22 protein-coding genes are annotated in these 23,111 nt (G+C 73.7%); 16 read left to right on the plus strand and 6 right to left on the minus strand.

Annotation, left to right across the window (positions count from 1 at the left end):
- Positions 1 to 310 precede the first annotated feature (310 nt).
- From ACFV1W_RS33245 to ACFV1W_RS33260, 4 genes are all read left to right on the plus strand, one after another.
- Positions 311 to 2,911 carry an ATP-binding protein gene (locus ACFV1W_RS33245; protein ID WP_380420980.1) on the plus strand — a complete coding sequence of 867 codons (2,601 nt, stop codon included), beginning with the start codon at positions 311 to 313 and terminating at the stop codon, positions 2,909 to 2,911.
- A gap of 131 nt (positions 2,912 to 3,042) precedes the next feature.
- On the plus strand, positions 3,043 to 3,723 hold the full coding sequence (locus ACFV1W_RS33250; protein ID WP_380420981.1) for a response regulator: 681 nt from the start codon (positions 3,043 to 3,045) through the stop codon (positions 3,721 to 3,723).
- A 65-nt stretch (positions 3,724 to 3,788) separates the two neighbouring features.
- Positions 3,789 to 4,196, plus strand: coding sequence for an OB-fold nucleic acid binding domain-containing protein (locus ACFV1W_RS33255; protein ID WP_030291048.1), 408 nt, complete (start codon positions 3,789 to 3,791; stop codon positions 4,194 to 4,196).
- Positions 4,197 to 4,198: 2 nt separating this feature from the next.
- Positions 4,199 to 5,026, plus strand: a complete 828-nt coding sequence (locus tag ACFV1W_RS33260) for a DUF3159 domain-containing protein (RefSeq protein ID WP_380420982.1) — start codon at positions 4,199 to 4,201, stop codon at positions 5,024 to 5,026.
- A 143-nt stretch (positions 5,027 to 5,169) separates the two neighbouring features.
- On the opposite strand, the gene ACFV1W_RS33265 is transcribed toward ACFV1W_RS33260, so the two are convergent.
- The gene (locus ACFV1W_RS33265) at positions 5,170 to 5,841 is read right to left on the minus strand and encodes a potassium channel family protein (protein ID WP_380420983.1); all 672 of its coding nucleotides are present in this window, start codon (positions 5,839 to 5,841) and stop codon (positions 5,170 to 5,172) included.
- Entirely contained in the window at positions 5,841 to 6,509 is a 669-nt protein-coding gene (locus ACFV1W_RS33270; RefSeq protein ID WP_360430624.1) for a TrkA family potassium uptake protein, read from the minus strand. Before ACFV1W_RS33270 ends, ACFV1W_RS33265 begins: the two co-directional genes overlap by 1 nt.
- Positions 6,510 to 6,756: 247 nt before the next feature.
- Here ACFV1W_RS33270 and ACFV1W_RS33275 point away from each other — a divergent pair, with 247 nt between their 5' ends.
- The gene (locus ACFV1W_RS33275; protein WP_380420984.1) at positions 6,757 to 8,832 is read left to right on the plus strand and encodes an APC family permease; all 2,076 of its coding nucleotides are present in this window, start codon (positions 6,757 to 6,759) and stop codon (positions 8,830 to 8,832) included.
- A 347-nt stretch (positions 8,833 to 9,179) separates the two neighbouring features.
- Complete coding sequence (locus ACFV1W_RS33280) at positions 9,180 to 10,529, plus strand: class I SAM-dependent RNA methyltransferase (protein ID WP_380421006.1); 1,350 nt, start codon at positions 9,180 to 9,182, stop codon at positions 10,527 to 10,529.
- Between the two features lie 163 nt (positions 10,530 to 10,692).
- Here the strand turns inward: ACFV1W_RS33280 and ACFV1W_RS33285 are convergent, their stop codons facing one another.
- Complete coding sequence (locus ACFV1W_RS33285; protein ID WP_380420985.1) at positions 10,693 to 10,887, minus strand: hypothetical protein; 195 nt, start codon at positions 10,885 to 10,887, stop codon at positions 10,693 to 10,695.
- 261 nt (positions 10,888 to 11,148) lie between these two features.
- On the opposite strand from ACFV1W_RS33285, the gene ACFV1W_RS33290 reads away from it, so the two are divergent.
- Positions 11,149 to 11,385 carry a toxin-antitoxin system HicB family antitoxin gene (locus ACFV1W_RS33290; protein ID WP_030291064.1) on the plus strand — a complete coding sequence of 79 codons (237 nt, stop codon included), beginning with the start codon at positions 11,149 to 11,151 and terminating at the stop codon, positions 11,383 to 11,385.
- Positions 11,382 to 11,804 carry a fic family toxin-antitoxin system, toxin component gene (locus ACFV1W_RS33295; RefSeq protein WP_270146938.1) on the plus strand — a complete coding sequence of 141 codons (423 nt, stop codon included), beginning with the start codon at positions 11,382 to 11,384 and terminating at the stop codon, positions 11,802 to 11,804. The genes ACFV1W_RS33290 and ACFV1W_RS33295 overlap by 4 nt, the downstream gene beginning before the upstream one ends.
- A 101-nt stretch (positions 11,805 to 11,905) precedes the next feature.
- On the opposite strand, the gene ACFV1W_RS33300 is transcribed toward ACFV1W_RS33295, so the two are convergent.
- Positions 11,906 to 12,796 carry a GNAT family N-acetyltransferase gene (locus ACFV1W_RS33300; RefSeq protein ID WP_380420986.1) on the minus strand — a complete coding sequence of 297 codons (891 nt, stop codon included), beginning with the start codon at positions 12,794 to 12,796 and terminating at the stop codon, positions 11,906 to 11,908.
- 279 nt (positions 12,797 to 13,075) lie between these two features.
- Between ACFV1W_RS33300 and ACFV1W_RS33305 the strand changes: the two genes are divergently transcribed.
- The 6 genes from ACFV1W_RS33305 to ACFV1W_RS33330 all read left to right on the plus strand — a co-directional run bounded on the left by ACFV1W_RS33305 (position 13,076) and on the right by ACFV1W_RS33330 (position 18,563).
- Positions 13,076 to 13,969, plus strand: a complete 894-nt coding sequence (locus ACFV1W_RS33305; RefSeq protein ID WP_380420987.1) for a RimK family alpha-L-glutamate ligase — start codon at positions 13,076 to 13,078, stop codon at positions 13,967 to 13,969.
- A complete protein-coding gene (locus tag ACFV1W_RS33310; protein ID WP_380420988.1) occupies positions 13,966 to 14,763 on the plus strand; it encodes a RimK family alpha-L-glutamate ligase in 798 nt (265 codons plus the stop codon). The genes ACFV1W_RS33305 and ACFV1W_RS33310 overlap by 4 nt, the downstream gene beginning before the upstream one ends.
- 154 nt (positions 14,764 to 14,917) lie before the next feature.
- Positions 14,918 to 15,811 carry a putative RNA methyltransferase gene (locus tag ACFV1W_RS33315; protein WP_380420989.1) on the plus strand — a complete coding sequence of 298 codons (894 nt, stop codon included), beginning with the start codon at positions 14,918 to 14,920 and terminating at the stop codon, positions 15,809 to 15,811.
- Between the two features lie 89 nt (positions 15,812 to 15,900).
- The gene (locus ACFV1W_RS33320; protein ID WP_380420990.1) at positions 15,901 to 17,346 is read left to right on the plus strand and encodes an AAA family ATPase; all 1,446 of its coding nucleotides are present in this window, start codon (positions 15,901 to 15,903) and stop codon (positions 17,344 to 17,346) included.
- Between the two features lie 32 nt (positions 17,347 to 17,378).
- The gene (locus ACFV1W_RS33325; protein ID WP_380420991.1) at positions 17,379 to 17,765 is read left to right on the plus strand and encodes a nucleotide pyrophosphohydrolase; all 387 of its coding nucleotides are present in this window, start codon (positions 17,379 to 17,381) and stop codon (positions 17,763 to 17,765) included.
- A 168-nt stretch (positions 17,766 to 17,933) separates the two neighbouring features.
- A complete protein-coding gene (locus ACFV1W_RS33330; protein WP_380420992.1) occupies positions 17,934 to 18,563 on the plus strand; it encodes a DUF6099 family protein in 630 nt (209 codons plus the stop codon).
- On the opposite strand, the gene ACFV1W_RS33335 is transcribed toward ACFV1W_RS33330, so the two are convergent.
- Positions 18,509 to 18,742 carry a hypothetical protein gene (locus ACFV1W_RS33335; protein ID WP_380420993.1) on the minus strand — a complete coding sequence of 78 codons (234 nt, stop codon included), beginning with the start codon at positions 18,740 to 18,742 and terminating at the stop codon, positions 18,509 to 18,511. The genes ACFV1W_RS33330 and ACFV1W_RS33335 overlap by 55 nt on opposite strands.
- A 537-nt stretch (positions 18,743 to 19,279) precedes the next feature.
- On the opposite strand from ACFV1W_RS33335, the gene helR reads away from it, so the two are divergent.
- Positions 19,280 to 21,439, plus strand: a complete 2,160-nt coding sequence (gene helR, locus ACFV1W_RS33340) for an RNA polymerase recycling motor ATPase HelR (RefSeq protein WP_380420994.1) — start codon at positions 19,280 to 19,282, stop codon at positions 21,437 to 21,439.
- Positions 21,440 to 21,540: 101 nt separating this feature from the next.
- On the plus strand, positions 21,541 to 21,840 hold the full coding sequence (locus ACFV1W_RS33345; protein WP_380420995.1) for a DUF6087 family protein: 300 nt from the start codon (positions 21,541 to 21,543) through the stop codon (positions 21,838 to 21,840).
- Positions 21,841 to 21,993: 153 nt separating this feature from the next.
- Here the strand turns inward: ACFV1W_RS33345 and dapD are convergent, their stop codons facing one another.
- Positions 21,994 to 22,998 carry a 2,3,4,5-tetrahydropyridine-2,6-dicarboxylate N-succinyltransferase gene (dapD, locus tag ACFV1W_RS33350; protein WP_380420996.1) on the minus strand — a complete coding sequence of 335 codons (1,005 nt, stop codon included), beginning with the start codon at positions 22,996 to 22,998 and terminating at the stop codon, positions 21,994 to 21,996.
- Positions 22,999 to 23,111 lie beyond the last annotated feature (113 nt).

Here is a 23,111-nt window from a genome sequence, read left to right on the forward strand (position 1 = left end):
ATGGTACTGCAGGGGGGACCCTGTGGGAGAGTAGGACGCCGCCGAACAATCATTCAGAAGAACCCCCATCCGGATCCCGGATGGGGGTTCTTCGCGTTTGCCGTCGATTTCCGCCCAATTCGGACGGAAGTCGCCCGGTCGCTCCGGGTGACCCCCGCCGAGTGGCTGGTCCTCCGTCAATATGCCGCTAAAACCACGTGATCACCGCACTGATCAGCGGAATATCGCTGGTCACGCCGTAGTCTCGAAGGCGGGGGGAACAGATGTCCGGGGGTGGCTCCCGGGCAGGGCCGGATCAAGAATGGTGCTCATGGGACGAGGCAGGCTGCGCATCTACCTCGGGGCGGCCCCCGGGGTCGGCAAGACGTACGCCATGCTCGCCGAGGCGCACCGGCGGCAGGAGCGTGGCACGGACGTCGTGGTGGCGTTCGTGGAGGACCACGGCCGGCGACGGACCGCCGACCTGGTCGCCGGGCTGGAGGTCGTGCTTCGGCAGCAGGTGGTGCACCGGGGCGCGAGGTTCTCCGAGATGGACCTGGACGCCGTCCTGGCCCGCCGCCCCGAGGTGGCGCTGGTGGACGAGCTGGCCCACACCAACGTGCCCGGCTGCCGCAACGAGAAGCGCTGGCAGGACGTCGAGGAGCTGCTCGCGGCCGGGATCGACGTCATCTCCACCGTGAACGTCCAGCACCTGGAATCGCTCGGCGACGCGGTCGAGGGCATCACCGGGGTTCGCCAGCGGGAGACCGTCCCGGACGAGGTGGTCCGCCGGGCGGACCAGATCGAGCTGGTGGACATGTCCCCGCAGGCGCTGCGGCGGCGGCTGGCGCACGGCAACGTGTACACGCCGGAGAAGATCGACGCCGCGCTCGCCAACTACTTCCGTCCGGGCAACCTCACCGCGCTGCGCGAACTGGCGCTGCTGTGGACCGCGGACCGGGTGGACGAGTACCTGCAGAAGTACCGTGCCGAGCAGGGGATCGAGGGCATCTGGCAGGCCCGGGAGCGGATCGTGGTCGGCCTGACCGGCGGCCCGGAGGGGGCGACGCTGATCCGCCGGGCGGCCCGCATCGCGGCCCGGGTCTCGGGCGGCGAGCTGCTGGCCGTGCACATCTCCCGCTCCGACGGCCTCGCGGGCTCCGGCTCGCCGCAGACGCTGATCGAGCAGCGCGCGCTGGTGGAGAGCCTCGGCGGCTCCTTCCACAACGTCCTGGGCGACGACCCGGCCGGCGGCCTGCTGGACTTCGCGCGGGGAGTGAACGCCACCCAGATCGTGCTGGGCACCAGCCGCCGGCCCCGCTGGCAGTACCTGTACGGGCCGGGCGTGGGCACCCTCGTCACCCAGAAGGCCGGGGACATCGACGTCCACATGGTCACCCACGAGCACGCCGGGCACGGGCGCCGCGGCAAGATACCGGTGCGCCGGATCACCGACCTGGGCCGGACCCGGACCGTCGCGGGCTGGCTGATCGGGCTGGCCGGCCCGCCGCTGCTGGCGATCGTGCTGACCACGATCGGCGGCCTCGGCCTGTCCACCGACATGCTGCTCTTCCTGTCGCTGACCGTGCTCGCGGCGCTGGTCGGCGGGCTGCTGCCGTCGATCGGCTCGGCTCTGGTCGGCTCCTCGGTGCTGAACTTCTACTTCACCCCGCCGCTGCACACGTTCTCCATCAACGAGCCGGAGAACATCATGGCGGTGGCGATATTCACCGTCGTCGGCTGCTCGGTCGCCTCCGTGGTGGACCTGGCGGCCCGGCGCACGCACCAGGCGGCCCGCGCCCAGACCGAGGCGCAGACGCTCAGCGCGCTGGCCGGCACGGTGCTGCGCGGCGCGCCGAACGGGGACGGGGTGCTGACCGCGCTGATGGAGCAGGTACGGGAGACCTTCGGGCAGGAGAGTGCGGCCCTGCTGGAGCGGCCCGAGCCGACCGGCGGCTGGGTGCCGGTCGCCACCGCGGGACCGCACCCGCCGGAGCGCCCCGAGGAAGCCGATGTGGACGTGCCGGTCGGCGAGAGCCTGGCCCTGGTGCTGCGCGGCCGGGTGCTGCCCGGCGCGGACCGGCGGCTGTTGGGGGCGTTCGCGGCCCAGGCCGCCGTGGTGCTAGAACGCCGCCGGCTCGCCCGGGAGGCCGTCGTGGCCCGCCGGGAGGCCGAGGGCAACCGGATCCGGACCGCCCTGCTGGCCGCCGTCTCGCACGATCTGCGCACTCCGCTGGCGGGGATCAAGGCCTCGGTGAGCTCGCTGCGCTCGGCCGACGTCGAGTGGGACCCGGAGGACGAGGCCGAGCTGCTGGCCGGGATCGAGGCCGGGGCCGACCGGCTCGACCACCTGATCAACAACCTGCTCGACATGAGCCGGCTGCAGACCGGCACCGTCACCCCGCTGATCCAGGAGACCGACCTGGACGAGGTCGTGCCCTACGCGCTCGGCGGCGTGCCGCCGGAGTCCGTGCGGCTGGAGGTCCCGGAGACGCTGCCGATGATCCGGGCCGACGGCGGGCTGCTGGAGCGCTCGCTGGCCAACCTGGTGGAGAACGCCGTCAAGTACAGCCCGGACGGCGTCAGGGTGCTGGTCAAGGCCGACGCTCTGGAACAGCCTGGCCGGCCCGGGCGGGTCGAGCTGCGGATCGTGGACCGCGGGCCGGGTGTACCCGAGGAGGCCAAGGAGCGGATCTTCGCGCCGTTCCAGCGCTACGGGGACGCGCCGCGCGGCGCCGGGGTGGGCCTCGGGCTCGCGGTGGCGCGGGGGTTCGTCGAGGCGATGGACGGGACCGTCACCGCCGAGGACACGCCGGGCGGCGGCCTCACCATGGTCGTCAGCCTGCCCGCGGTCGAGCGGCCGCCCGAGCCGGACGAACCGCCCGAGCCGAGCGGCGACGGCCGCGATCCGCTCCCGCAGCTGATCACATGAGACCGGCCGACCACGTGCGACCGGCTGGTCACCCGGCCCCGGCCGGTCCCGTGGCAGCCGGCGGCGCACGTCGTGGCAAGAGTTGACAGACAGTCCGTGAGAACCGACAGCCCGAAAGGCGGAGCCCGTAAATGACCCGGGTCCTCGTGGTGGACGACGAACCGCAGATCGTCCGCGCACTGGTGATCAACCTGAAGGCCCGCAAGTACGAGGTCGACGCGGCCCATGACGGCGCGAGCGCCCTGGAACTCGCCGCCGCCCGCCATCCGGACGTCGTCGTACTCGACCTGGGCCTGCCCGACATGGACGGCGTCGAGGTGATCCGCGGCCTGCGCGGCTGGACCCGGGTGCCGATCATCGTGCTGTCGGCGCGGCACGCCTCCGACGAGAAGGTCGAGGCCCTGGACGCCGGCGCCGACGACTACGTCACCAAGCCCTTCGGGATGGACGAGCTGCTCGCCCGGATGCGGGCCGCCGTGCGCCGGGCCGAGCCGGTGGCCGGGGAGGACGACTCGCTCGTCGTCACCGAGAGCTTCACCGTCGACCTCGCCGCCAAGAAGGTCAACCGGGAGGGCACCGACGTACGCCTCACGCCCACCGAATGGCACCTGCTGGAGGTGCTGGTCCGCAACGCCGGACGGCTGGTCAGCCAGACCCAGCTGCTCCAGGAGGTCTGGGGGCCGGCGTACCGCACCGAGACCAACTACCTGCGGGTCTACCTCGCCCAGCTGCGCCGCAAGCTGGAGCGCGACCCCTCGCACCCGCGCCACTTCATCACCGAACCGGGCATGGGCTACCGCTTCGAGAGCTGACCGGGGCGTCTCCCGGCGGCTGTGACGCCTGCCGCCGGGGGCCCGGAAACCGGTACCCTGCCGACATGAGTGGTGACAACAGCAGCGGCCAGCCGCAGGGGCGGTTCCGCCGCATGCTCAGTCGGCTGACCTCCTCGGCCGAGGAACTGGACGCCGAGGACCTGCGCCAGGAGAGCGCCGCCGAGTCGGGCTGCACGCCGATCGCGGGCTGCTCCGACCGTCAGCTGGTCACCGTCGCGGGCACGCTGCGCACGGTGACGCTCCGCCCGCGGGCCGGGGTGCCGGCCCTGGAGGCCGAGCTCTTCGACGGCACCGAGGCGCTGGAGGTCGTCTGGCTGGGCCGCCGCTCGATCGCCGGCATAGAGCCGGGCCGCCGGCTGGTCGCCAGCGGCCGGATCAGCCACGCACGCGGGCGCCGCGTGCTGTTCAACCCCCGCTACGAACTGCGTCCGGTCGGACACGGGAGCGAATGAGCGTGAGCAACCACCCCGGCGGCGACGCCGCCGCCCGGATCGACCTGGACGCCGCCGACGTGGCCGCCTGGCAGGCCGCCACCGCCGAGGAGGCCGCGGCCGGTCCGGCGCGGACGACCGAGGGCACCGGGCCGGCCGCGGACGACCGGCCCCTGGACCCGGCGGCCGCCGAGGCCGCCCGCAAGGCCGCCTCCAAGGAGGCCGCCGACACCGTCCTGCAGGCCTTCGGCGGCGTGCGCGGCATGATCGACATGACGCTGCCCGGCCTGGTCTTCATCGTCACCTACAACATCACCCACCAGGTCAGCGCGGCCGCCTGGGCCGCGCTCGGCCTGAGCGCGCTGTTCGTGGTGGCCCGGCTGGCCCGGCGGGAGACCATCCAGCACGCCTTCAGCGGCGTGTTCGGCGTGGCCCTCGGCGCCTGGATCGCGATGAAGAGCGGCAAGGCCGAGGACTTCTACCTCCCCGGCCTGCTCTGGAACGTCGGCTACTGCATCGCCCTGGCGGTCTCCGCCCTGGCGCGCTGGCCGATGATCGGGGTGATGCTCGGCCCGATCACCGGCGAGATGTTCACCTGGCGCAAGGAGAACCCCGGCCGCCTCGCCGCCTACACCAGGGCGACGTGGGCCTGGGTGGTGATCATGGGCCTCAAGCCGGTGATCCTCTTCCCGCTGTACTTCACCCACAACGTCAACCTGCTCGGCTGGCTGAAGGTGGCCCTCGGCATCCCGCCGCTGCTGCTGGCGATGTACGTCACCTGGCAGATCCTGCTGAAGGCGCCGCCGCCGATCAAGGCGCCGGTGGACGACGAGGAGGAGCCGGGCAACTAGCCCCTCCCGAGCCGTTCGCCGGTGAGCCGGTACGGCGCGTGGAGCCGGTGAGCCGGTACGGCAGGTGGAGCAAGGTACGGCCGAGGGCCCGCATCCCCGCGACGGGGATGCGGGCCCTCGGCCGTTGCCCGCGGCCCGCAGCCTTACCGGGCGCCGGAGGTCGCCGACAGCAGCTGCTCCAGCTCCTCCTCGCGCTCCTGCGCGGCGACGAAGAGCAGCTCGTCGCCGCCCTCCAGGGTGTCGTCCTTGCCCGGCACCAGCACCCGGCCCTCGCGGATGATGCTCACCAGCGCGGTGTCCGGCGGCCAGGTGACCCCGCCGACCCGCGTGCCGACCAGCTCCGCCTCGGCGGCCAGGGTCAGCTCGACCAGGTTGGCGTTGCCCTGGCTGAAGCGCATCAGGCGGACCAGGTCGCCGACGCTGACCGCCTCCTCGACCAGCGCGGACATCAGGCGCGGGGTGGACACGGCCACGTCCACGCCCCAGGACTCGTTGAAGAGCCACTCGTTCTTCGGGTTGTTCACCCGGGCGACCACCCGCGGCACCGCGTACTCGGTCTTGGCGAGCAGCGACACGACCAGGTTGACCTTGTCGTCACCGGTCGCGGCGATCACCACGTGGCAGCGCTGCAGCGCCGCCTCGTCCAGCGAGGTGATCTCACAGGCGTCGGCCAGCAGCCACTCCGCCATGGGCACCCGCTCCACCGAGATGGCGTTCGGGTTCTTGTCGATCAGCAGGACCTCGTGACCGTTCTCCAGCAGCTCGCCCGCGATCGAGCGGCCCACGGCACCGGCCCCGGCAATGGCGACCCGCATCAGTGACCCTCCTCCTTCGGCCCCTGCGCGAACGCGGCCTCGACCGCCGTCAGGTCGGCCCGGCGCAGCATCACGTGCACCAGGTCGCCTTCCTGCACCACCATCTGCGGCGAGGGCAGCACGCCCTCACCGAGCCGGGTGACGAACGACACCCGGGCGCCGGAGGCCTCCTCCAGGCGGCTGATCCGCTGGCCCACCCAGTCCGGGTGGTACGCGACCTCGGCCAGCTGCACACTGCCGCTCGGGTCCTGCCACAGCGGCTCCGCGCCGCTCGGCAGCAGCCGGCGCAGCATCTGGTCGGCCGTCCAGCGGACCGTCGCCACGGTCGGGATGCCCAGGCGCTGGTACACCTCGGCGCGGCGCGGGTCGTAGATGCGGGCCGCGACGTTCTCCACGCCGAAGTTCTCCCGGGCGACCCGGGCGGCGATGATGTTGGAGTTGTCACCGCTGGAGACGGCGGCGAAGGCGCCGGCCTCCTCGATGCCCGCCTCGCGCAGGGTGTCCTGGTCGAAGCCGACGCCGGTCACCCGGCGCCCGTTGAACCCGGCACCCAGCCGACGGAACGCGGTCGGGTCCTGGTCGACCACGGCGACCGAGTGGCCCTGTTTCTCCAGCGTTCTCGCGAGGGCCGAGCCCACGCGGCCGCAGCCCATGATGACGATGTGCACCGGCGCTACCTCACCCGTTCCGTAGGGTTCTTGACCTGCGCAAACACCGTTCATCTCCCTTTCCCGCCCGGCTTTCCGGAACGAGGGTTCTCGTGGGGGCGTCGGCTGGACACCGCTCGACAACCACAGTGTTGCCCGCCGACTCGTATCCGACACGCTAGCCGGTCCACCGAACACAGTCGCGACGAAGGGGGGGACAAACGGCGGAGCAATGTCCGGCGAGCGCCTACGATTCCTTAACGTGCCTATGCCGACTGACCTTCCGAAACGCATCCTGATCGGGCGCGCCCTTCGCAGCGACAAGCTCGGGGAGACCCTCCTCCCCAAGCGGATCGCGCTGCCCGTCTTCGCCTCGGACGCGCTCTCCTCGGTCGCGTACGCCCCCGAGGAGATCCTGCTCACTCTCTCCGTCGCGGGCGCCTCGGCGATCCACTTCTCCTGGCAGATCGGCGTCGTGGTGGCGATCGTGATGCTCGCCGTCGTCGCCTCCTACCGCCAGAACGTGCACGCCTACCCCAGCGGGGGCGGCGACTACGAGGTGGCGACCGTCAACCACGGTCCGGCCGCCGGTCTGGTGGTCGCCGCGGCCCTGATGGTCGACTACGTGCTGACCGTCGCCGTGTCCACCACCTCGGGCGTCGCCAACGTGGTCTCCGCCGTCCCCGCGCTGCGCGGACACGAGACGATCGTGTCGGTCGTCGTGGTCGTGCTGCTGATGGGTATGAACCTGCGCGGCGTGCGCGAATCCGGCAGCGCCTTCGCGGTGCCCACCTACGCCTTCATGATCGGCGTGATCGGGATGGTCGGCTACGGCTTCCTGCGGCACTTCGTGCTCGGCCAGGACATGCCCGCCGAGAGCTCCGGCTTCCACCTGGAGGCCACCCCGGGCAACGGATCGCTGGCCGGGTTCGCGATGGTGTTCCTGCTGCTGAAGTCCTTCTCCTCCGGCTGCGCCGCCCTCACCGGTGTCGAGGCGATCTCCAACGGCGTGCCCGCCTTCCGCAAGCCCAAGAGCAAGAACGCGGCCACCACGCTGCTGATGATGGCGACCGTCGCCGTGGTGATGTTCATGGGCATCATCTGGCTGGCCCGGCTGACCGGCGTGCAGATGGCCGAGAACCCGGCCGAGCAGCTCGTCGGCGCGGGCACCGACTACCACCAGAAGACCGCGCTGGCGCAGATCAGCGAGGCCGTGTTCAGCAACTTCACGCCCGGCTTCTACTTCGTCGCCGCCGTCACCGGCCTGATCCTGGTGCTGGCCGCCAACACCGCCTTCAACGGCTTCCCGGTGCTCGGCTCGATCCTCGCCCAGGACCGCTACCTGCCGCGCCAGCTGCACACCCGCGGCGACCGGCTGGCCTTCTCCAACGGCATCATCCTGCTGGCGATCGCCGCGATCCTGCTGATCATCTCCTTCAACGCGGACCCGAACCGGCTGATCCAGCTCTACATCGTCGGCGTCTTCGTCTCCTTCAACATGAGCCAGTCCGGCATGATCCGGCACTGGACCAGGCTGCTGCGCACCGAGACCGACCCGGCCAAGCGGCGCCACATGCAGCGCAGCCGGGCGATCAACGGCTTCGGCCTGGTGATGACCATGGCGGTCCTGATCGTCGTCCTGGTCACCAAGATCGGCCACGCCTGGATCGCGATCGCCGCGATGGTCGTGCTGTTCGTGATGATGAAGGGCATCCGCCGCCACTACGACCGGGTCTCCGACGAGCTCACCGCCGCCGAGGAGCCGGACGACGTCGTGCTGCCGACCCGGGTGCACGCCATCGTGCTGGTCTCCAAGCTGCACAAGCCGGCGCTGCGCGCCCTCGCTTACGCCAGGCTGGCCCGCGCCCACACGCTGGAGGCGGTGACCGTCAACGTCGACCCGGAGGACACGGCGGCGCTGCGGCGGGAGTGGGACGAGCGCGGCATCGAGGTGCCGCTCAAGGTGCTGGACTCGCCGTACCGGGAGATCACCGGGCCGGTGCTGGACTACGTGAAGAACCTGCGGCGCAGCAGCCCGCGCGACGTGGTCTCGGTGTACATCCCGGAGTACGTGGTCGGCCACTGGTACGAGCACCTGCTGCACAACCAGAGCGCGCTGCGGCTCAAGGGGCGGCTGCTGTTCAAGCCCGGGGTGATGGTCACCTCGGTGCCCTGGCAGCTGGAGTCCTCGGAGCGGCGCAAGCCGCAGAAGGCCTGGTCGCCGCCCGGGTCCGTCCGCCGTGGCGAGCCTCGGGCGCCGAAGGCCGTAAAGTCGAAGGATTCCGTCCGTACCGGTGTGACCGACGCCGGTGCCACCGACCGCAGCAAGGATTCCTCCCAGTGACGCGCAATACTCCGCCCCGCTCCTCGGGCTCCTCCGGCGCCTCCGGCAAGGGCAAGGGCGCCCGTCGGGGCGGCTCCCAGCCCGGGCAGGTGGCCCGGCCGCGCTGGGGCCGGCCGAACCGGCCGGAGGCCACCGACCGCGAAGGGCTGACGGCGCGCACGGCGCCGGTCGTGCCGGGGGAGGCTCCGGCGGAGAAGCCGGTGCGGGGCGACAAGCCGGTGCGGGGGGAGAAGCAGACCCGGGACGCTCGGGACTCGCGGGATGCCCGGGACTCTCGGGACGGGAAGGGCGCTGCGGGCGCCGCGCGGAAGGCGCCGCGCAAGCAGGCGGTGCGACCGCCGAAGGCGCTGCGCGGTGCGGCCGCGCGGCCGCACCGGCCGGAGGCGCCCTCCGGGGAGCCGCTGGCCGGCGAGCGCTACGAGGTCGAGGTCGGCCCGGTCGCGCACGGCGGCGGGCACTGCGTGGCCCGGCACGAGGGGCGGGTGCTGTTCGTGCGGCACGCGCTGCCCGGCGAGAAGGTGGTCGCCCTGGTGACCGAGGGCACCACCACCTCGCGGTTCCTGCGTGCGGACGCGGTGGAGGTGCTGGAGCCCGCCAGGGACCGGATCGAGGCGCCGTGCCCGTTCGCCGGGCCCGGCAAGTGCGGTGGCTGCGACTGGCAGCACGTGACCCCGGGCGGGCAGCGCAAGCTCAAGGCGGCGGTGCTGACCGAGCAGCTGGCGAAGCTGGCCGGGCTGACCCCGGCCGAGGCGGGCTGGGACGGCAGCGTCGAGCCGGTCGGCGGCAAGCTGCCGGCCGGGCAGGTGCCGGCCTGGCGCACCCGGGTGCAGTACGCGGTGGACGCGCGGACCGGGAAGGTCGGGCTGCGCAAGCACCGTTCGCACGAGGTGCAGCCGATCGACCGCTGCCTGATCGCCGCCGAGGGCGTCACCGAGCTGGGCATCGAGGCCCGGGACTGGCCGGGGGTGGCGAGCGTCGAGGCGATCGCCGCGAGCGGCTCCTCGGACCGCCAGGTGGTGCTGACCCCGCGCGACGGTGCCCAGCTGCCGCTGGTCGAGCTGGACAAGCCGGTGTCGATCGCCCGGATCGACGACCAGGGCGACGTGCACAAGGTGCACGGGCGCAGCTTCGTGCGCGAGCGGGCGGCCGGGCGGACCTGGCGGGTCAGCAACGGCGGCTTCTGGCAGATCCACCCGGAGGCGCCGGACACCCTGGTCGACGCGGTGCTGGACGGCCTGGACCCGCAGTGGGGCGAGAACGCGCTCGACCTGTACTGCGGGGTCGGCCTGTTCGCGGGCGCGCTGGCCGACCGGGTCGGCGAGGACGGCGCGGTGCTCGGCATCGAGTCCGCCAAGCAGGCCGTGGTGGACGCCCGGCACAACCTGGCCGCGCTGGACAACGTGCGGATCGAGTGCGACCGGGTCGAGACGCTGCTGCCGCGCACCGGCATCACCGCCACCGACCTGATCGTGCTGGACCCGCCGCGTTCGGGCGCCGGCCGCGAGACCGTCGCGCACCTGGTCGGCCTGGAGGCGCGCCGGATCGCGTACGTGGCCTGCGACCCGGCGGCGCTCGCCCGGGACCTGAAGTTCTTCCGCGAGGGCGGCTACCGGCCGGTCTCGCTGCGGGCCTTCGACCTGTTCCCGATGACGCACCACTTCGAGTGCGTGGCGATCCTGGAGCCCGTCGGCGAGTGACCCCCGCGTCCGGCGACGGACTGGATGCACCGAGGAGGCGGCACCCCGTGGCGTACGGGGGCCGCCTCCTCGGTGCGTGCGGCGTGCGGCGTGCGGCGTGCGGCGTGCGGCGGCTGGGCGCAGCGCGGGGCGCGCGGTTGGTGGGCGCGTTGCGCTGGCGCGGTCAGTCGTTGCGCTCCTCTTCGTCGTCGCTGTGCGGAAGGTCGATGCCGTGCTGGGCGGCGAGCCTCAGGAGCGAGGCGATCCGGCCCTCGTACGCCTGGACGCCGTCGGCGTCCCCTTCGGCCCGGGCTACCGCGAGGTCCCGCCGGGCCCGGGCGAGCTGCTCGCGCAGCTCCTGGTCGAACATGGCTGTCATTGCCGGCCTCCAGAAAAACCGGTCGGTGCCGCTCGGGGAACGCTCAGGGGAGTTCAGAGTCCCGGATGGGGAAGGACTCTTCAAGTCAGATTGGGTCAGGTTCAGGGTAGGTCCGGTCATGCCCGGAGGATGCGCCGGTCGGCCCGGGGCGGGGACCCGTCGGTCTCGCGGCCTCAAGGTTGCGTGGGGGCGTGCGGGAGGTGTACGGGCGGGGTGTGCGCGCCCTTGTTGTGCTAGCACTTCGGCGCTAGCTTGAACGGCATGGGCAAGAAGCAGCTGAACGTACGAGTGGACGCCACGACCGCGGAGATGGCCCGGGAACGGGCGGAGCAGCAGGGGATCAGCATGAACCAGTACATCGAGCGCCTGGTCCAGCAGGACATGGGTGAGTCGGGACGGGCCTTCATCGATGCCGCCGCGCAGTTCATGAAGGAGTACGAGACGGCCTTCCTCGCCGAGTTCGGGGACTCGGGCGAGCTCCAGGACGTGCGCCGTTGAAACTGGAGGTCGACCTCTCGTGGCTGCTCATGACCGCCGAGCAGTACACGCCCGGTGACCCGCAGGTCACCGACTACGGCTCACTGCTCGCGGCCGTCACCCGGCACCAGGCCGAGATCTTCGACATCTCCGTCTACCCCGAACCGCAGGACCGCGCGGCCGCGCTGATGCACCAGCTGATCCGGGTGCCGGCCCTGGAGAAGACCAACGAACTCTTCGCGACCGCCGTCGCCTACGCCTACCTCGTCGCCAGCGGCTGCACCGTCGCCACCACCGCGCGCGAGGTGCGCAGCCTCTCCCGGGCCATCCGGGAAGGGCGGCTGGGGGTGTCCGGGGTCGCCGAGCGGCTGGCGGCCTGGGTGGTCGACGAGGCGGAGGGGGAGGGCGTCAGCGGGGCGGAGGACGAGGACGACGACTGAGCGCCGTCCCCGGTCCGCCGCGGTGTCCCGCTGTGGTGCTCCGCCACGGGATTCCGTCGCGGTGTTCCCTTCCGGGGCTTTCGGCGGGTCTACCGCCTGACCTACTGGGCCGCGGAGCCCTGCCGGGCGTCCTGCTCGGTCCCGGGGGAGGCGGGCTCCGCGATGAGGGCCGTCGCGAACGGACGGAAACCGGCCCGGCGGTAGATCCGGGCGACGTCCTCGTCCGAGGCGGAGAGGAACACCGTCCGCACGCCGTTGGCGCGGGCGTGCTCCACCAGGGCCGCGGTGACCGCCAGGCCCAGCCCGCGCCGCCGGGCGGAGGGGAGCGTGCCGACCCCGACCAGTTCGGTGACCTGGCCCACCGGGTTGTGCTGGCCCGCGCACAGCACGTCGGCGCCCTCCAGCACGGCAGCCAGCACGGTGACTCCGTCGGTGATCCGCTGCGCGATCCGCGCCACCCCGCCGTCGGCCGCCAGCGTCGCCGCGCTCGCAGCCAGTTCGGCCGCCCCGGCGCCGCCGGTGGCGGTGCCCGGGTGGCCGAAGGCCACGTGCGGGACGGCGACCGCGTGGGCCAGCTCCGGGGCGTCCGCGGCCAGCACCCGCACCTCGGTCCCTGCCGGGAGGGCGCCGACCGGGGCCGGCTCGTCCTGCGGGCCGAGCACCAGCAGCGGGTGCTCGTGCACCGTCAGCCCGGCAGCTTCCACCGCCGCGCGCAGCTCGGGGTTCCGCTCGGAGACCCACTCGAAGGCCTCCGGCAGGCCCAGCTCCCGCTGCCGCTCCAGCACCCGGCGGACGTCCCAGGCGGTGGCGGCCGGGCCGTCGTGGCCGGGCGTCGGGCGGGCGTAGTAGTGCCAGCCGGTGCTGCCCTTGCGGACGAACAGGGTCAGCGGGCCGAAGTCCTCGGCGGTGGCGGCACTGCGGGGCACGGCGTCGTAGTAGCGCTCGATGCCGTCGAGGAGGGCGGGGTCGGGAGCATGATCGGCTGAAGTCACGGCGTGCATCCAAGCAGGGGCACCGGTGCGGCGCCACCGTTTTGTGCGGCGGCCGTACAGGCCGGTGCGGCGCGTGCGGCGCCACCGCTTCGTGTGGCGCCACCGTTTCGTGCGGCGGCTGTACGGGCGCGGGGCCGTCGGGCGTTCGATTGTTGCCGAACGCTTACCAGCTCGCGGTGATCTTGTGCGTGTACACCAGGCATGCTGAGGCCTTCACAGCTCTGCCGCGGGGGGACGGCGGACGTCCGCACTCGGCGAGGCAAGGGGGAAGTCAGGCCCATGAGGCTCTGCTTTCTGGTGGAGGAGCACTACCGGCGGGACGGCATGCCACTGGACGTGGCGCGCCAACTCACCACGTGGGGGCACCGGGTGGACGTGCTGCGCCCGGGTGACTCGCTGATGGCGATCTCCGAGGCGGTCCGGGCCGGCAGCCACGACGCCTGGGTGCTCAAGACCGTCTCCGGCGGTCCCGGGCTCACCCTGCTGGAGGCGGCCGCCGCCGTGGGCCTCACCACGGTCAACGACGTCCGCTCGATCCGCGGCGTCCGGGACAAGGCCCTCGCCTCGGTGATCGCCCGCACCCGCGGCCTGCCCGTCCCGGTCACCTACGCCGCCGCCCGCTGGGAACGGCTCGCCGAGATCCCGGCTGCCGAATACCCGCTGGTGGTCAAGCCGGCGGACGGCAGCTCCGGGCGCGGGGTGCGACTGGTGGCCGGGCCGGACGACCTGATCGGCCTCGGGCCCGAACTCGCCGGGGAGGGGCTGCTGATCGCGCAGCCGTACGTGCCCAACAGCGGCACGGACCTCAAGGTGTACAGCGTCGACGGCGAACTCTTCGCGACGGAACGTTCCTCCCCGCTGCACCCCGGGGAGGGCGTGCGCGAGCGGCAGGTGCCGCTGCCCGCGAGCGTCGCGCGGATCGCGGCGCAGGTGGGCGAGGTCTTCGGACTCGACCTGTACGGGGTCGACGTGCTGCTCGGGCCGGACGGGCCGGTGGTGGTGGACGTCAACGACTTCCCGAGCTTCCGGCAGGTGCCGGACGCGGTGGCGCGGGTCGCCCGGGCGGTGCTGCGCCTCGCGCGCAGCGGCACGGCGGTGTCCGTGCCGGCGCTGGTGCCGGCGGGCGGCGAGGACTACGGCCGGCTCGGCCTGGTGGACGGTGGGCTGCGGTGAGGGTCGGGCTGATCGCACGAGACCCGGGGCATCCGGTGCTCGCCGCCGCCGCGGAACTGCTGGTGCGGCGCGGGTGCCGGGTCGAGGTCGTCGCGCCGGAAGGCTCCTCGGAGCCGCCGGCCGACGTCTACCTGCTCAAGGCGCGTACGCCCCAAGCGCTGGCTCTGGCAGGGGAGTTGGAGCGGCGTGGCGCGATCGTCGTCAACTCGGCGGAGGCGACGGAACTCTGCCAGGACCGGGTACGGATGGCGGAGCTCGCCCTCGGCTCCGGGCTACCGTTCGCGACCACCGTCGCGGCCGGCCGGCTGACCGAACTCGTGGACCCGGCCTACCCGTTCGTGGTGAAGAGCCGGCACAGCAGGCGCCACGACCTGGTCGCCCTGGTCGACGGCCCGGCCCGGCTGCGCGAACTCGCCGGGCGCTGGCCGGAGGAGGAGGTCGTCATCCAGCCGTACGTGCCGGGCAGCGGCTGGGACCAGAAGCTGTGGGTGGTCGACGGGCAGGTGTTCGCGGCCCGGCGTCGCTCCGAACTCTCCTCCGGGGACGGCGGCTCGGCGGACACGGGGGAGTGGGAGCCGTCCGCGGGCCTGGCCGCGCTCGCGCTGCGGGTGGGGGAGGTGTTCGGACTGCAGGTGTACGGGGTCGACCTGCTGGACGGGGCCGCCGAGCCGGTGATCGTGGACGTCAACGCCTTCCCGGGGGTGCGCGGGCGGCCCGGCGCGCCCGAGGCGCTCGCCGGGCTCGCGCTGCGGGTGGCGGCGGAGCGGGGGCGGACCGGGGTGCCCCTGGGGTGACCTCCGGTGTCGGTCGGGGCGGGTCGCCGGTGCGGCGGTGCGGCGGGGTCGGGGCCGGGGGCGGTAGCGGGGGGCGGCCGTCGGCGGCCCGGGGTGGTTAGGCTGGCTGGCGCCCCCGACCGGCCGGGGCCGAACGGCGAGAGAAGACGGAACGTTGCTGCAGGACATCGAGCCCTACCTGGCCTGCCCCCACTGCGCGCAGGCCCTCACCCGGCACGAGCGCAGCCTGCGCTGCCCCGCCGGGCACAGCTTCGACCTCGCCAAGCAGGGCTACGTCAGCCTCCTCGCCGGTGACGCCCACACCGGCACCGGCGACACCGCGGAGATGGTCGCCGCCCGAGCCGACTTCCTCGCCGCCGGGCACTACCGGCCGATCGCCGACGCCCTCGCCGACGCCGCCACGGCCCTGGTCGACGCAGCCCCGTCGGCGGACGGTGCCGGATCGGACAGCACGGGCGGCATGGGCGGCCCGGACGGCCTGGTCGCCGACCTCGGCGCCGGTACCGGCCACTACCTGGCGCACGTCCTGGACGCCCTGCCCGGCCGGGTCGGTGCCGCGCTCGACATCTCCAAGTTCGCCCTGCGCCGCGCCGCCAAGGCCCACCCCCGGATCGGTGCGGTGGTCTGCGACGCCTGGCGCCCGCTGCCGCTGCGCGACGCCTCCGCCGAGCTGATGCTCAACGTCTTCGCCCCGCGCAACGGCCCCGAGATCCGCCGCGTGCTGCGCCCCGGCGGCACCCTGCTGCTGGTCTCGCCCACCGCCGGCCACCTGCGCGAACTCGTGGACGCCCTCGGACTGTTGTCGGTGGACGAGGACAAGCAGCGCCGGATCGACGAGAAGCTCGGCCCGTACCTGACGCCGGTCGAGCAGCGATCGGTCGATTTCACCCTGCGGCTCGGCGCCCAGGACGTCCGAACCGTCGTCGGCATGGGCCCGAGCGCCTGGCACACCGACGCCGACCGGCTGGAGGCCGCCCTCGCGGCGCTGCCGGAACCGGTCGAGGTGACCGCCTCGGTGACGGTGGCCGCCTACCGGCGTCCGCTGTAGTCAGCGCTGTGCGGCAGGTCCTCCACGTTGGGATGAATCTGCCGAGCAGGCACGTTTCGCCCGGTCGGGCTGCGGCTAACGTCCGACGGGTGAACCGCGACGCCGCCGCGCCCGCCGGGCCGGCCCCACTGCGCCCGGGCGGCGCTCCGGGGCCCGACAGGCCACCCGTGCCCCGCCCCACCGTCGAGGAGCTGCGGCTCACCGCCTTCAAGTCCTACCGGCGGGCCGTCCTGCCGCTCGCGCCGCTCACCGTGCTCCACGGGCCGGCCGGCGTGGGCAAGTCCAACGCCCTCGACGCCCTGGCCGTCCTGTCCCGGCTCGCCCTCGGCGAGGAGATCACCGGCTCCCTCAACGGGCTGCCCGACCGCGCCGGGCCGCTCGCCACGCCCGTGCGCGGAGGCCTCGACGGGTGCGTGCCGCACGGGCGGGACGCGGTCATCCTGGGCTGCACCGTCCGCTCGCCGCGCGGCCGGATCCGGCTCGACCTGGTGATCCGCACCGACGGGACGGTCCGGATCGCCCGGGAGTCGCTCAGCCTCGACGGCCGGATCCTGGTGGACACCGGTGAGCAGGACGTCCGGAACGGGCGCGTCAACGTGTGCTGGCACAACGACACCCGGCAGGGGGACATCCGGGCGCCGTTCCCCAGCGGCACCATGATCACCGCGCAGCTGCCGCTGCGGGTGGCCGGCTCGTCCACCGGCGAGCGGCTGGTGCTGGCCGCGGTCGAGGACCTCCTCACCGCGCTGCGCGAGGTCTTCCCGCTGCACCCCGTCCCCGCGCTGATGCGCGGCTGGGCCAAGGCCGACCCGCAGGCCAGGCTGCGCACCAGCGCCGCCAACATCTCGGCCGTGATCAACCGGCTCGCCCACGAGTGCCCCCGCCGCTACGGGCAACTGCTGCGGGCCGTCCAGGCCGCCGCGCCGCACCCGCTGCTCGGACTCACCCTCGCCGAGCGCGAGGGCGGGCGGCGGGTGCTGGCCGTCTTCGACGAGGGCGTGCTCGGGCGCACCGGGGCCGACCAGGCCTCCGACGGCATGCTGCGCCACCTCGCCTTCGCGGCGGTGCTGCTGACCGGGGCCGGGGTGCTCGACCTCGACGTGGCCGCCGAGGTGCCGTGGGCGCACCGGCAGCTCACGGTGCTCGCCGAGGACCTCGGGGCCGGGCTCGCCACCGAACAGGCCGCCTCGCTGCTGCGCCTGGCGCGGGACATGGCGGGGCGCAACCAGCTGCGGGTGGTGGCCGCGCTGCAGGAGCCGGCGGCGGCGCGGGAGGCGTTCGGGGCGGGCGAGGAGTCGGCGGGGGAGGTGGCGCTGGTGGAGTGCCGGCGGGATCCGGCGACGGGGTTGACGGTGCTGCGGGCGGAGGCGGCCCGGGTGCCGGTCCAGTGCGGGCGCGGTGAGGAGGGATCGGCGGCGGTCGCGGGTTCGGTGGCCGTCGGCGGTCCGTCGGCTGCCGGGGCCTCGGCGGCGGTCGCAGGCGAAGACGCCCCCGCTGTGGCCGGGGACGGGGATGCGGTAGACCTGGGGGCGTGAACGAACGAGTGACGAGGCCGGGGGAGCCTGCGGTGAACGGGGCGGCCGGGGGCGCGGCGGAGCCCGGGGAGCTGACCCTGGCCGGGCTGCGGCAGCGGCTGGTGGAGTTCGCGGCGGCTCGGCGCTGGGAGCCGTACCACACGCCGAAGAACCTGGCGGCGGCGCTGAGCGTGGAGGCGGGCGAGCTGCTGGAGATCTTCCAGTGGCTCACGCCCGAGCAGGCGGCCGCGGTGATGTCCGACCCGGAGCGGGCCCACCGGGTGCGCGACGAGGTCGCGGACGTGCTGGCGTACCTGGTGCAGTTCTGCACGGTGGTCGGGGTGGACCCGCTGGAGGCGCTCGCCGCCAAGATCGAACGCAACGAACACCGCTTCCCGGCACCGGGCGCAGCGAGCGACGTCAACCCGGATGTGGGCTGACCGCCCTTGTGAGGGACGGAAGTTGTCCACAACCCCCGAGTTGTCCACAGCTTCCGACAAGCCGGATGCGGCCCACCCCGCCCTTTCTGCACGCTCTCCCCGTGACCACCCCACCGCCCCGGTGGCGGTGCTGGTCGACGGCGACGGCGAGCGGAAGGAGCGGGGGCCATGGAGGCGCTGCGACTGATCAAGACGGCCCGGCACGCCTTGGCGGAGGCCAGGCAGGTGCCGGACGTGCTGGGCGAGGCGCGGCAGGCCGCGCTGCTCACCGAGGCGGTGGGCGCCCGGCTGGCGGAGTCGGAGGACGAGGAGCTGACGGGGCTCGGCCAGCAGCTCTCCGAGGCGGGGGTGCACGCGGCGGCCTGCCTGGACAGGTCCGCTGCCTGCGGCACGCCGGTGAGTGGCGGGCGAGCCGGTCGGCTCACCGAACTCGGCGAACTGGGGCCGACGTTGGGGGCGCTGGACGAACTGTTGGGGGAGGTCGGGGAGACGCTGGTCGTGCTGGCCTGCGGAGCCGACACCGAGAGTCTGTACTGGACGTGCATCGACGGCGTCGACGCGATGTCGGAGTGTAAGGACGTGACCGCGCGGTTGCGGGAGGCGGCCGACCGGGGCGGAGGGGTGGGGCGGACGGCGCTGGGTGGCGCGGAACCGGAACGGGCCGGTGGGGGTTCGCCGTTACTCGTGGTCCGGCTCGGCCCGCCGGGTGAGGGCGGGCCGATGGAGGAGGAGCGGGCGCCTGACTACCGGGTGCCCGGAGTGGCCGGGGCGTCGGAGGTGTCGATGTCGGCCGGGTAGGCGGCGGCCGGGGTGGTCCGGGTGCCGGACTGAAGCGCGGCGAGGTCCGCGGTCACCGAGGCGAGCAGTTCCTGCATCTGCTCAAGCAGGGTCTTGGGGGTCGCGGGCCCGGCCGAGTCGCCGGCGGCCGAGCCTGTCGGGCGGCTCGGGGGCTGCGGCGTGGCAGAGGGTTCGGACATGGCGGGGACCTCTTCGGATCGGTGGTGCGGTGTGCCGCACCGACCAACGAATCGTTCCGGCGGGCGGTCACCGCGCACCACTCGATGCGGTCCAACCGCGGTGGGTCGTAAGCCTCTCGGGTGAGCCGGGATTGCCGCTGCAGCACGGGCTGGGCTAGGGGCCCGCTGCACGAGGGCGGAGGAGGTGGGCGGAGGAGTTGGGTGGAGGAGCGGGAGGAGGGAGGGGAGGGGGCGGGGGCGGGCCCCAAGAAAGCGGAAGGAGCCAGGTGTTGGCCCCGGCGCCGCTGAAGTGCTTCCCGTTGCCGTCTCGGCGTGCCGAGACGGCAACGGGATTGCGGCTTGCGGAAGTTGCCCGGCATCCGGTGTGCCCGGCGCGCCAGAGGCCGCAGTTCCGATGCGGAGGTCCGGCCCGGGGCCGGAGGGAGCGAAGGGGGAGAACCCACCCCTTGCCACTCTCAACGTATAGCGCACGGGGGGCCTTGCGGCAAGGCCCCCGTGGTGGCTCACAATCACAGGCCTCAGATCGGAGCTGATGCCATGAACCACCTGACCACCAGTGCCTTCGACCTCCCCGAGCGCCTGTCCGCCAAGGCCGCCCCCGCCCTCATCGCAGCCGACGAGCGGCACTTCGCGGCCATCGCGGAGAGCCTGGACCAGGCGATCGCCGAACTCTCCGAGCAACTCGACGCGGCGCGCCGGGCTCCGGGCGGCGCCGGGCAGGCGGCGATGGACCGGGACATCGAGGTCCACCGCTTGAGCGCCCGTCTGCGCACCCTGCGCCGTTACGGCCTGGACCTGTGCCTCGGGCGCATCGTGACCGCGGAGGACGCCGAGCCCCTGTACGTCGGCCGGCTGGGGCTGACCGACAGCGAGGGTCGTCGCCTGCTGGTCGACTGGCGCTCGCCCGCGGCCGAGCCGTTCTTCGCTGCGACCCACGGCGACCCGATGGGCCTGGTCAGCCGCCGCCGGTACCGCTGGACCCTCGGCCGGATCGCCGACTACTGGGACGAGGTGTTCACCGCCGAGGGCCTGGAGGGCCACGCCGCGCTGGACGACCAGTCCGCCTTCATCGCCAGCCTGGGCGGCAAGCGGTCGGCCCGGATGCGGGACGTGCTCGCCACCATCCAGGCCGACCAGGACGCGATCATCCGGGCCGGCTCGCGCGGCGCCCTGGTGGTCGACGGCGGCCCCGGCACCGGGAAGACCGTGGTCGCCCTGCACCGCTCCGCCTACCTGCTGTACTCCGACCCCCGCCTCGGCCACCGGCGCGGCGGCGTGCTGTTCGTCGGCCCGCACCAGCCGTACCTGAACTACGTCGCCGACGTCCTGCCCAGCCTCGGCGAGGAGGGCGTGCGCACCTGCACCCTGCGGGACCTGCTGCCCGAGGGCGCGGACGCGGTGGAGGAGGCCGACCCGGAGGTCGCGCGGCTGAAGGCCTCGGTCGAGCTGGTGCGGGCGATCGAGAAGGCCGTCCGGTTCTACGAGGAGCCGCCGACCGAGGGCATGGCGGTCTCCACCCACTGGGCGGACCTCTGGCTGAGCGCCGAGGACTGGTCCGAGGCCTTCGGCGCCCCGGACCCGGGCACCCCTCACAACGAGGCGCGTGAGCAGATCTGGGACGAGCTGGCCGCGATCCTGCTGGAGAAGCTGGAGCAGGACGAGGAGGAGGTCCCGCCCGAGCTGTTCCGGCGCTCGCTGCGACAGGACCGGGAGCTGGTGGAGACGCTCAACCGCGCCTGGCCGCTGCTTGAGGCGGCCGACCTGGTCGGTGACCTCTGGTCGGTGCCCGCCTACCTGCGGATGTGCGCGCCCCACCTGGCCCCCGAGGAGGTCCGCGCGCTCCAGCGCAAGCACGCCCCGCACGCCTGGACGGTGTCCGACCTGCCGCTGCTGGACGCGGCCCGCCAGCGGCTCGGGGACCGCGAGGCCACGCTCCGCCGCAACCGCCACCGGGCCTCGGTGGCCGCCGAGCGCGAGCGGATGGCGGACGTGATCGGCGACCTGCTCCAGGCCGACGACGACGGCGAGGGCGCGGTGACGATGCTGCGCGGCAAGGACCTCCAGGACACCCTGATCGACGAGGACGCCCTGTCCGGCACCGACGGGGACCCGCTGGCCGGCCCCTTCGCCCACATCGTGGTCGACGAGGCGCAGGAGCTGACCGACGCGCAGTGGCAGATGCTGCTGCTGCGCTGCCCGTCCCGGAGCTTCACCGTCGTCGGGGACCGCGCCCAGGCCCGGCACGGCTTCGCCGAGTCGTGGCAGGAGCGCCTCGAACGGGTCGGGCTCGACCGCACCACCATGGCCTCGCTGAGCATCAACTACCGCACGCCGGAGGAGGTGATGGCGCAGGCCGAGCCGGCGATCCGGGCGGCGCTCCCGGACGCCAACGTGCCGACGTCGGTGCGCAGCAGCGGAATCCCGGTCCGGTACGGGCCGGTGGCGGAGCTGGCGGGGGTCCTGGACTCCTGGCTCGCCGAGCACGACGAGGGCGTCGCCTGCGTCATCGGCGCCCCGGGCTTCGAGGAGCGGGCACGGGTCCGCTCGCTCACCCCGGAGCTGGCCAAGGGCCTGGAGTTCGACCTGGTGGTCCTGATCGACCCGGAGGCGTTCGGCGAGGGCGTCGAGGGGGCGGTCGACCGCTACGTCGCGATGACCAGGGCGACCCGGGAGCTGGTCATCCTGCGGACCCCCTGAAGGCCGGCCGGAGGGTGCCGCGGACGCCACGGTCCGAGCGGCGTCCCCCGGTCGGGTGACGGGGCTGTCGGTCGCGGCCGTCCGCAGTCCAGACTGGCTCGATGGACGAGGACGAACCGCTGGCGTCGTGGGCCGAGCGGCGGGAGCAACGGCTGCGGCCGGTCGGTCAGTTGAGGGCGGTACGACTCGCGGGCGGCCGGCAGCGCGGAGCCCATGTGGCGCCCGGCGAACCGCGGCTGATCGTGCGCTGGGACGGCTACCAGTGGCTGCCGGAGACGGTGGCAGAGGACTACGCCGCGGCCCAGCGGATCCTGCACGGGATCGAGGGCGACGGCGTACGGCGGCCGCCCCACGCGGCGCCGCGACCGCGGAAGGCCCCGGGGCGCCACCGCCGGTCGTAGCCCCCGCCGACACGAAGGCGCCCCCGCCGACACGAAGGCGTCGCCGCGGACGCAACAGGCGCTCTCGCGGACGCGGACGGGGTCCGGCGCGCCCGGCGCCGGACCCCCAAGGCCTCATGGCCTGAATGCCCGCCAACTACCCGGACGAACAGGTCAGTTGTGGGCGTGCAGGTCCGCGTTCAGCCCGCCCCAGGAGCCGGAGCGCGCGATGACCTCCACCGCGCCGGTCTGCGAGTTGCGGCGGAACAGCAGGTTGTCCTGGCCGGACAGTTCGACGGCCTTGGCGACCGCGCCGTCCGGGGTGGTGACCCGGGTGCCCGCGGTGACGTACAGGCCGGCCTCGACCACGCAGTCGCTGCCCAGCGAGATGCCGATGCCCGCGTTGGCGCCGAGCAGGCAGCGCTCGCCGACCGAGACGACCTGCTTGCCGCCGCCGGACAGGGTGCCCATGATCGAGGCGCCGCCGCCGATGTCGCTGTGGTCGCCGACCACGACGCCCGCGCTGATCCGGCCCTCGACCATCGAGGTGCCGAGGGTGCCGGCGTTGAAGTTGACGAAGCCCTCGTGCATCACGGTGGTGCCGGCCGCCAGGTGGGCGCCGAGCCGGACGCGGTCGGCGTGGGCGATGCGCACGCCGCTCGGGGCGACGTAGTCCGTCATCCGCGGGAACTTGTCGATCCCGTACACGGCCAGCTGGCCGCCCTGGGCGCGGACGGCGAGGCGGGCCTGCTCGACCTTGTCCACCGGGACGGGGCCGATACTGGTCCACGCGACGTTGGCGAGCAGGCCGAAGATGCCGTCCAGGTTCTGGCCGTGCGGCTGGACCAGACGGTGGCTGAGCAGGTGCAGGCGCAGGTACACGTCGTGGGTGTCCAGCGGCTTCTCGTCCAGCGAGGCGATGGTGGTGCGCACGGCGACCACCTCGACGCCGCGGCGGGCGTCGGCGCGCAGGGCGTCGGCGGCCCCGGCCCCGAGCTCGGCGTCGGCCTGCTCGGGGGTCAGGCGCACGGTGCCGGCCGGACCGGGCTCGGCGGCCAGCACGGGGGCGGGGTACCAGGTGTCGAGGACGGTGCCGTCGGCGGCGATGGTGGCCAGGCCGGTGGCCACGGCGCCGGTCGCCGGGGAGGTGGATTCGAGCGGGGTGGATTCAGCAGTCACACCGTGCACGTTAACCAATGCGGGGCCCCGCTGCCGAACACGCCCAGCGTCCGGACACGCCGGTCGGACCTGCAGGCCAGCGGCCTGCCGGGCCGGAAAACCCGGTGCTCGGC

The organism is Kitasatospora sp. NPDC059648 (assembly GCF_042734825.1).
In the GTDB taxonomy this organism is placed as follows: domain Bacteria; phylum Actinomycetota; class Actinomycetes; order Streptomycetales; family Streptomycetaceae; genus Kitasatospora.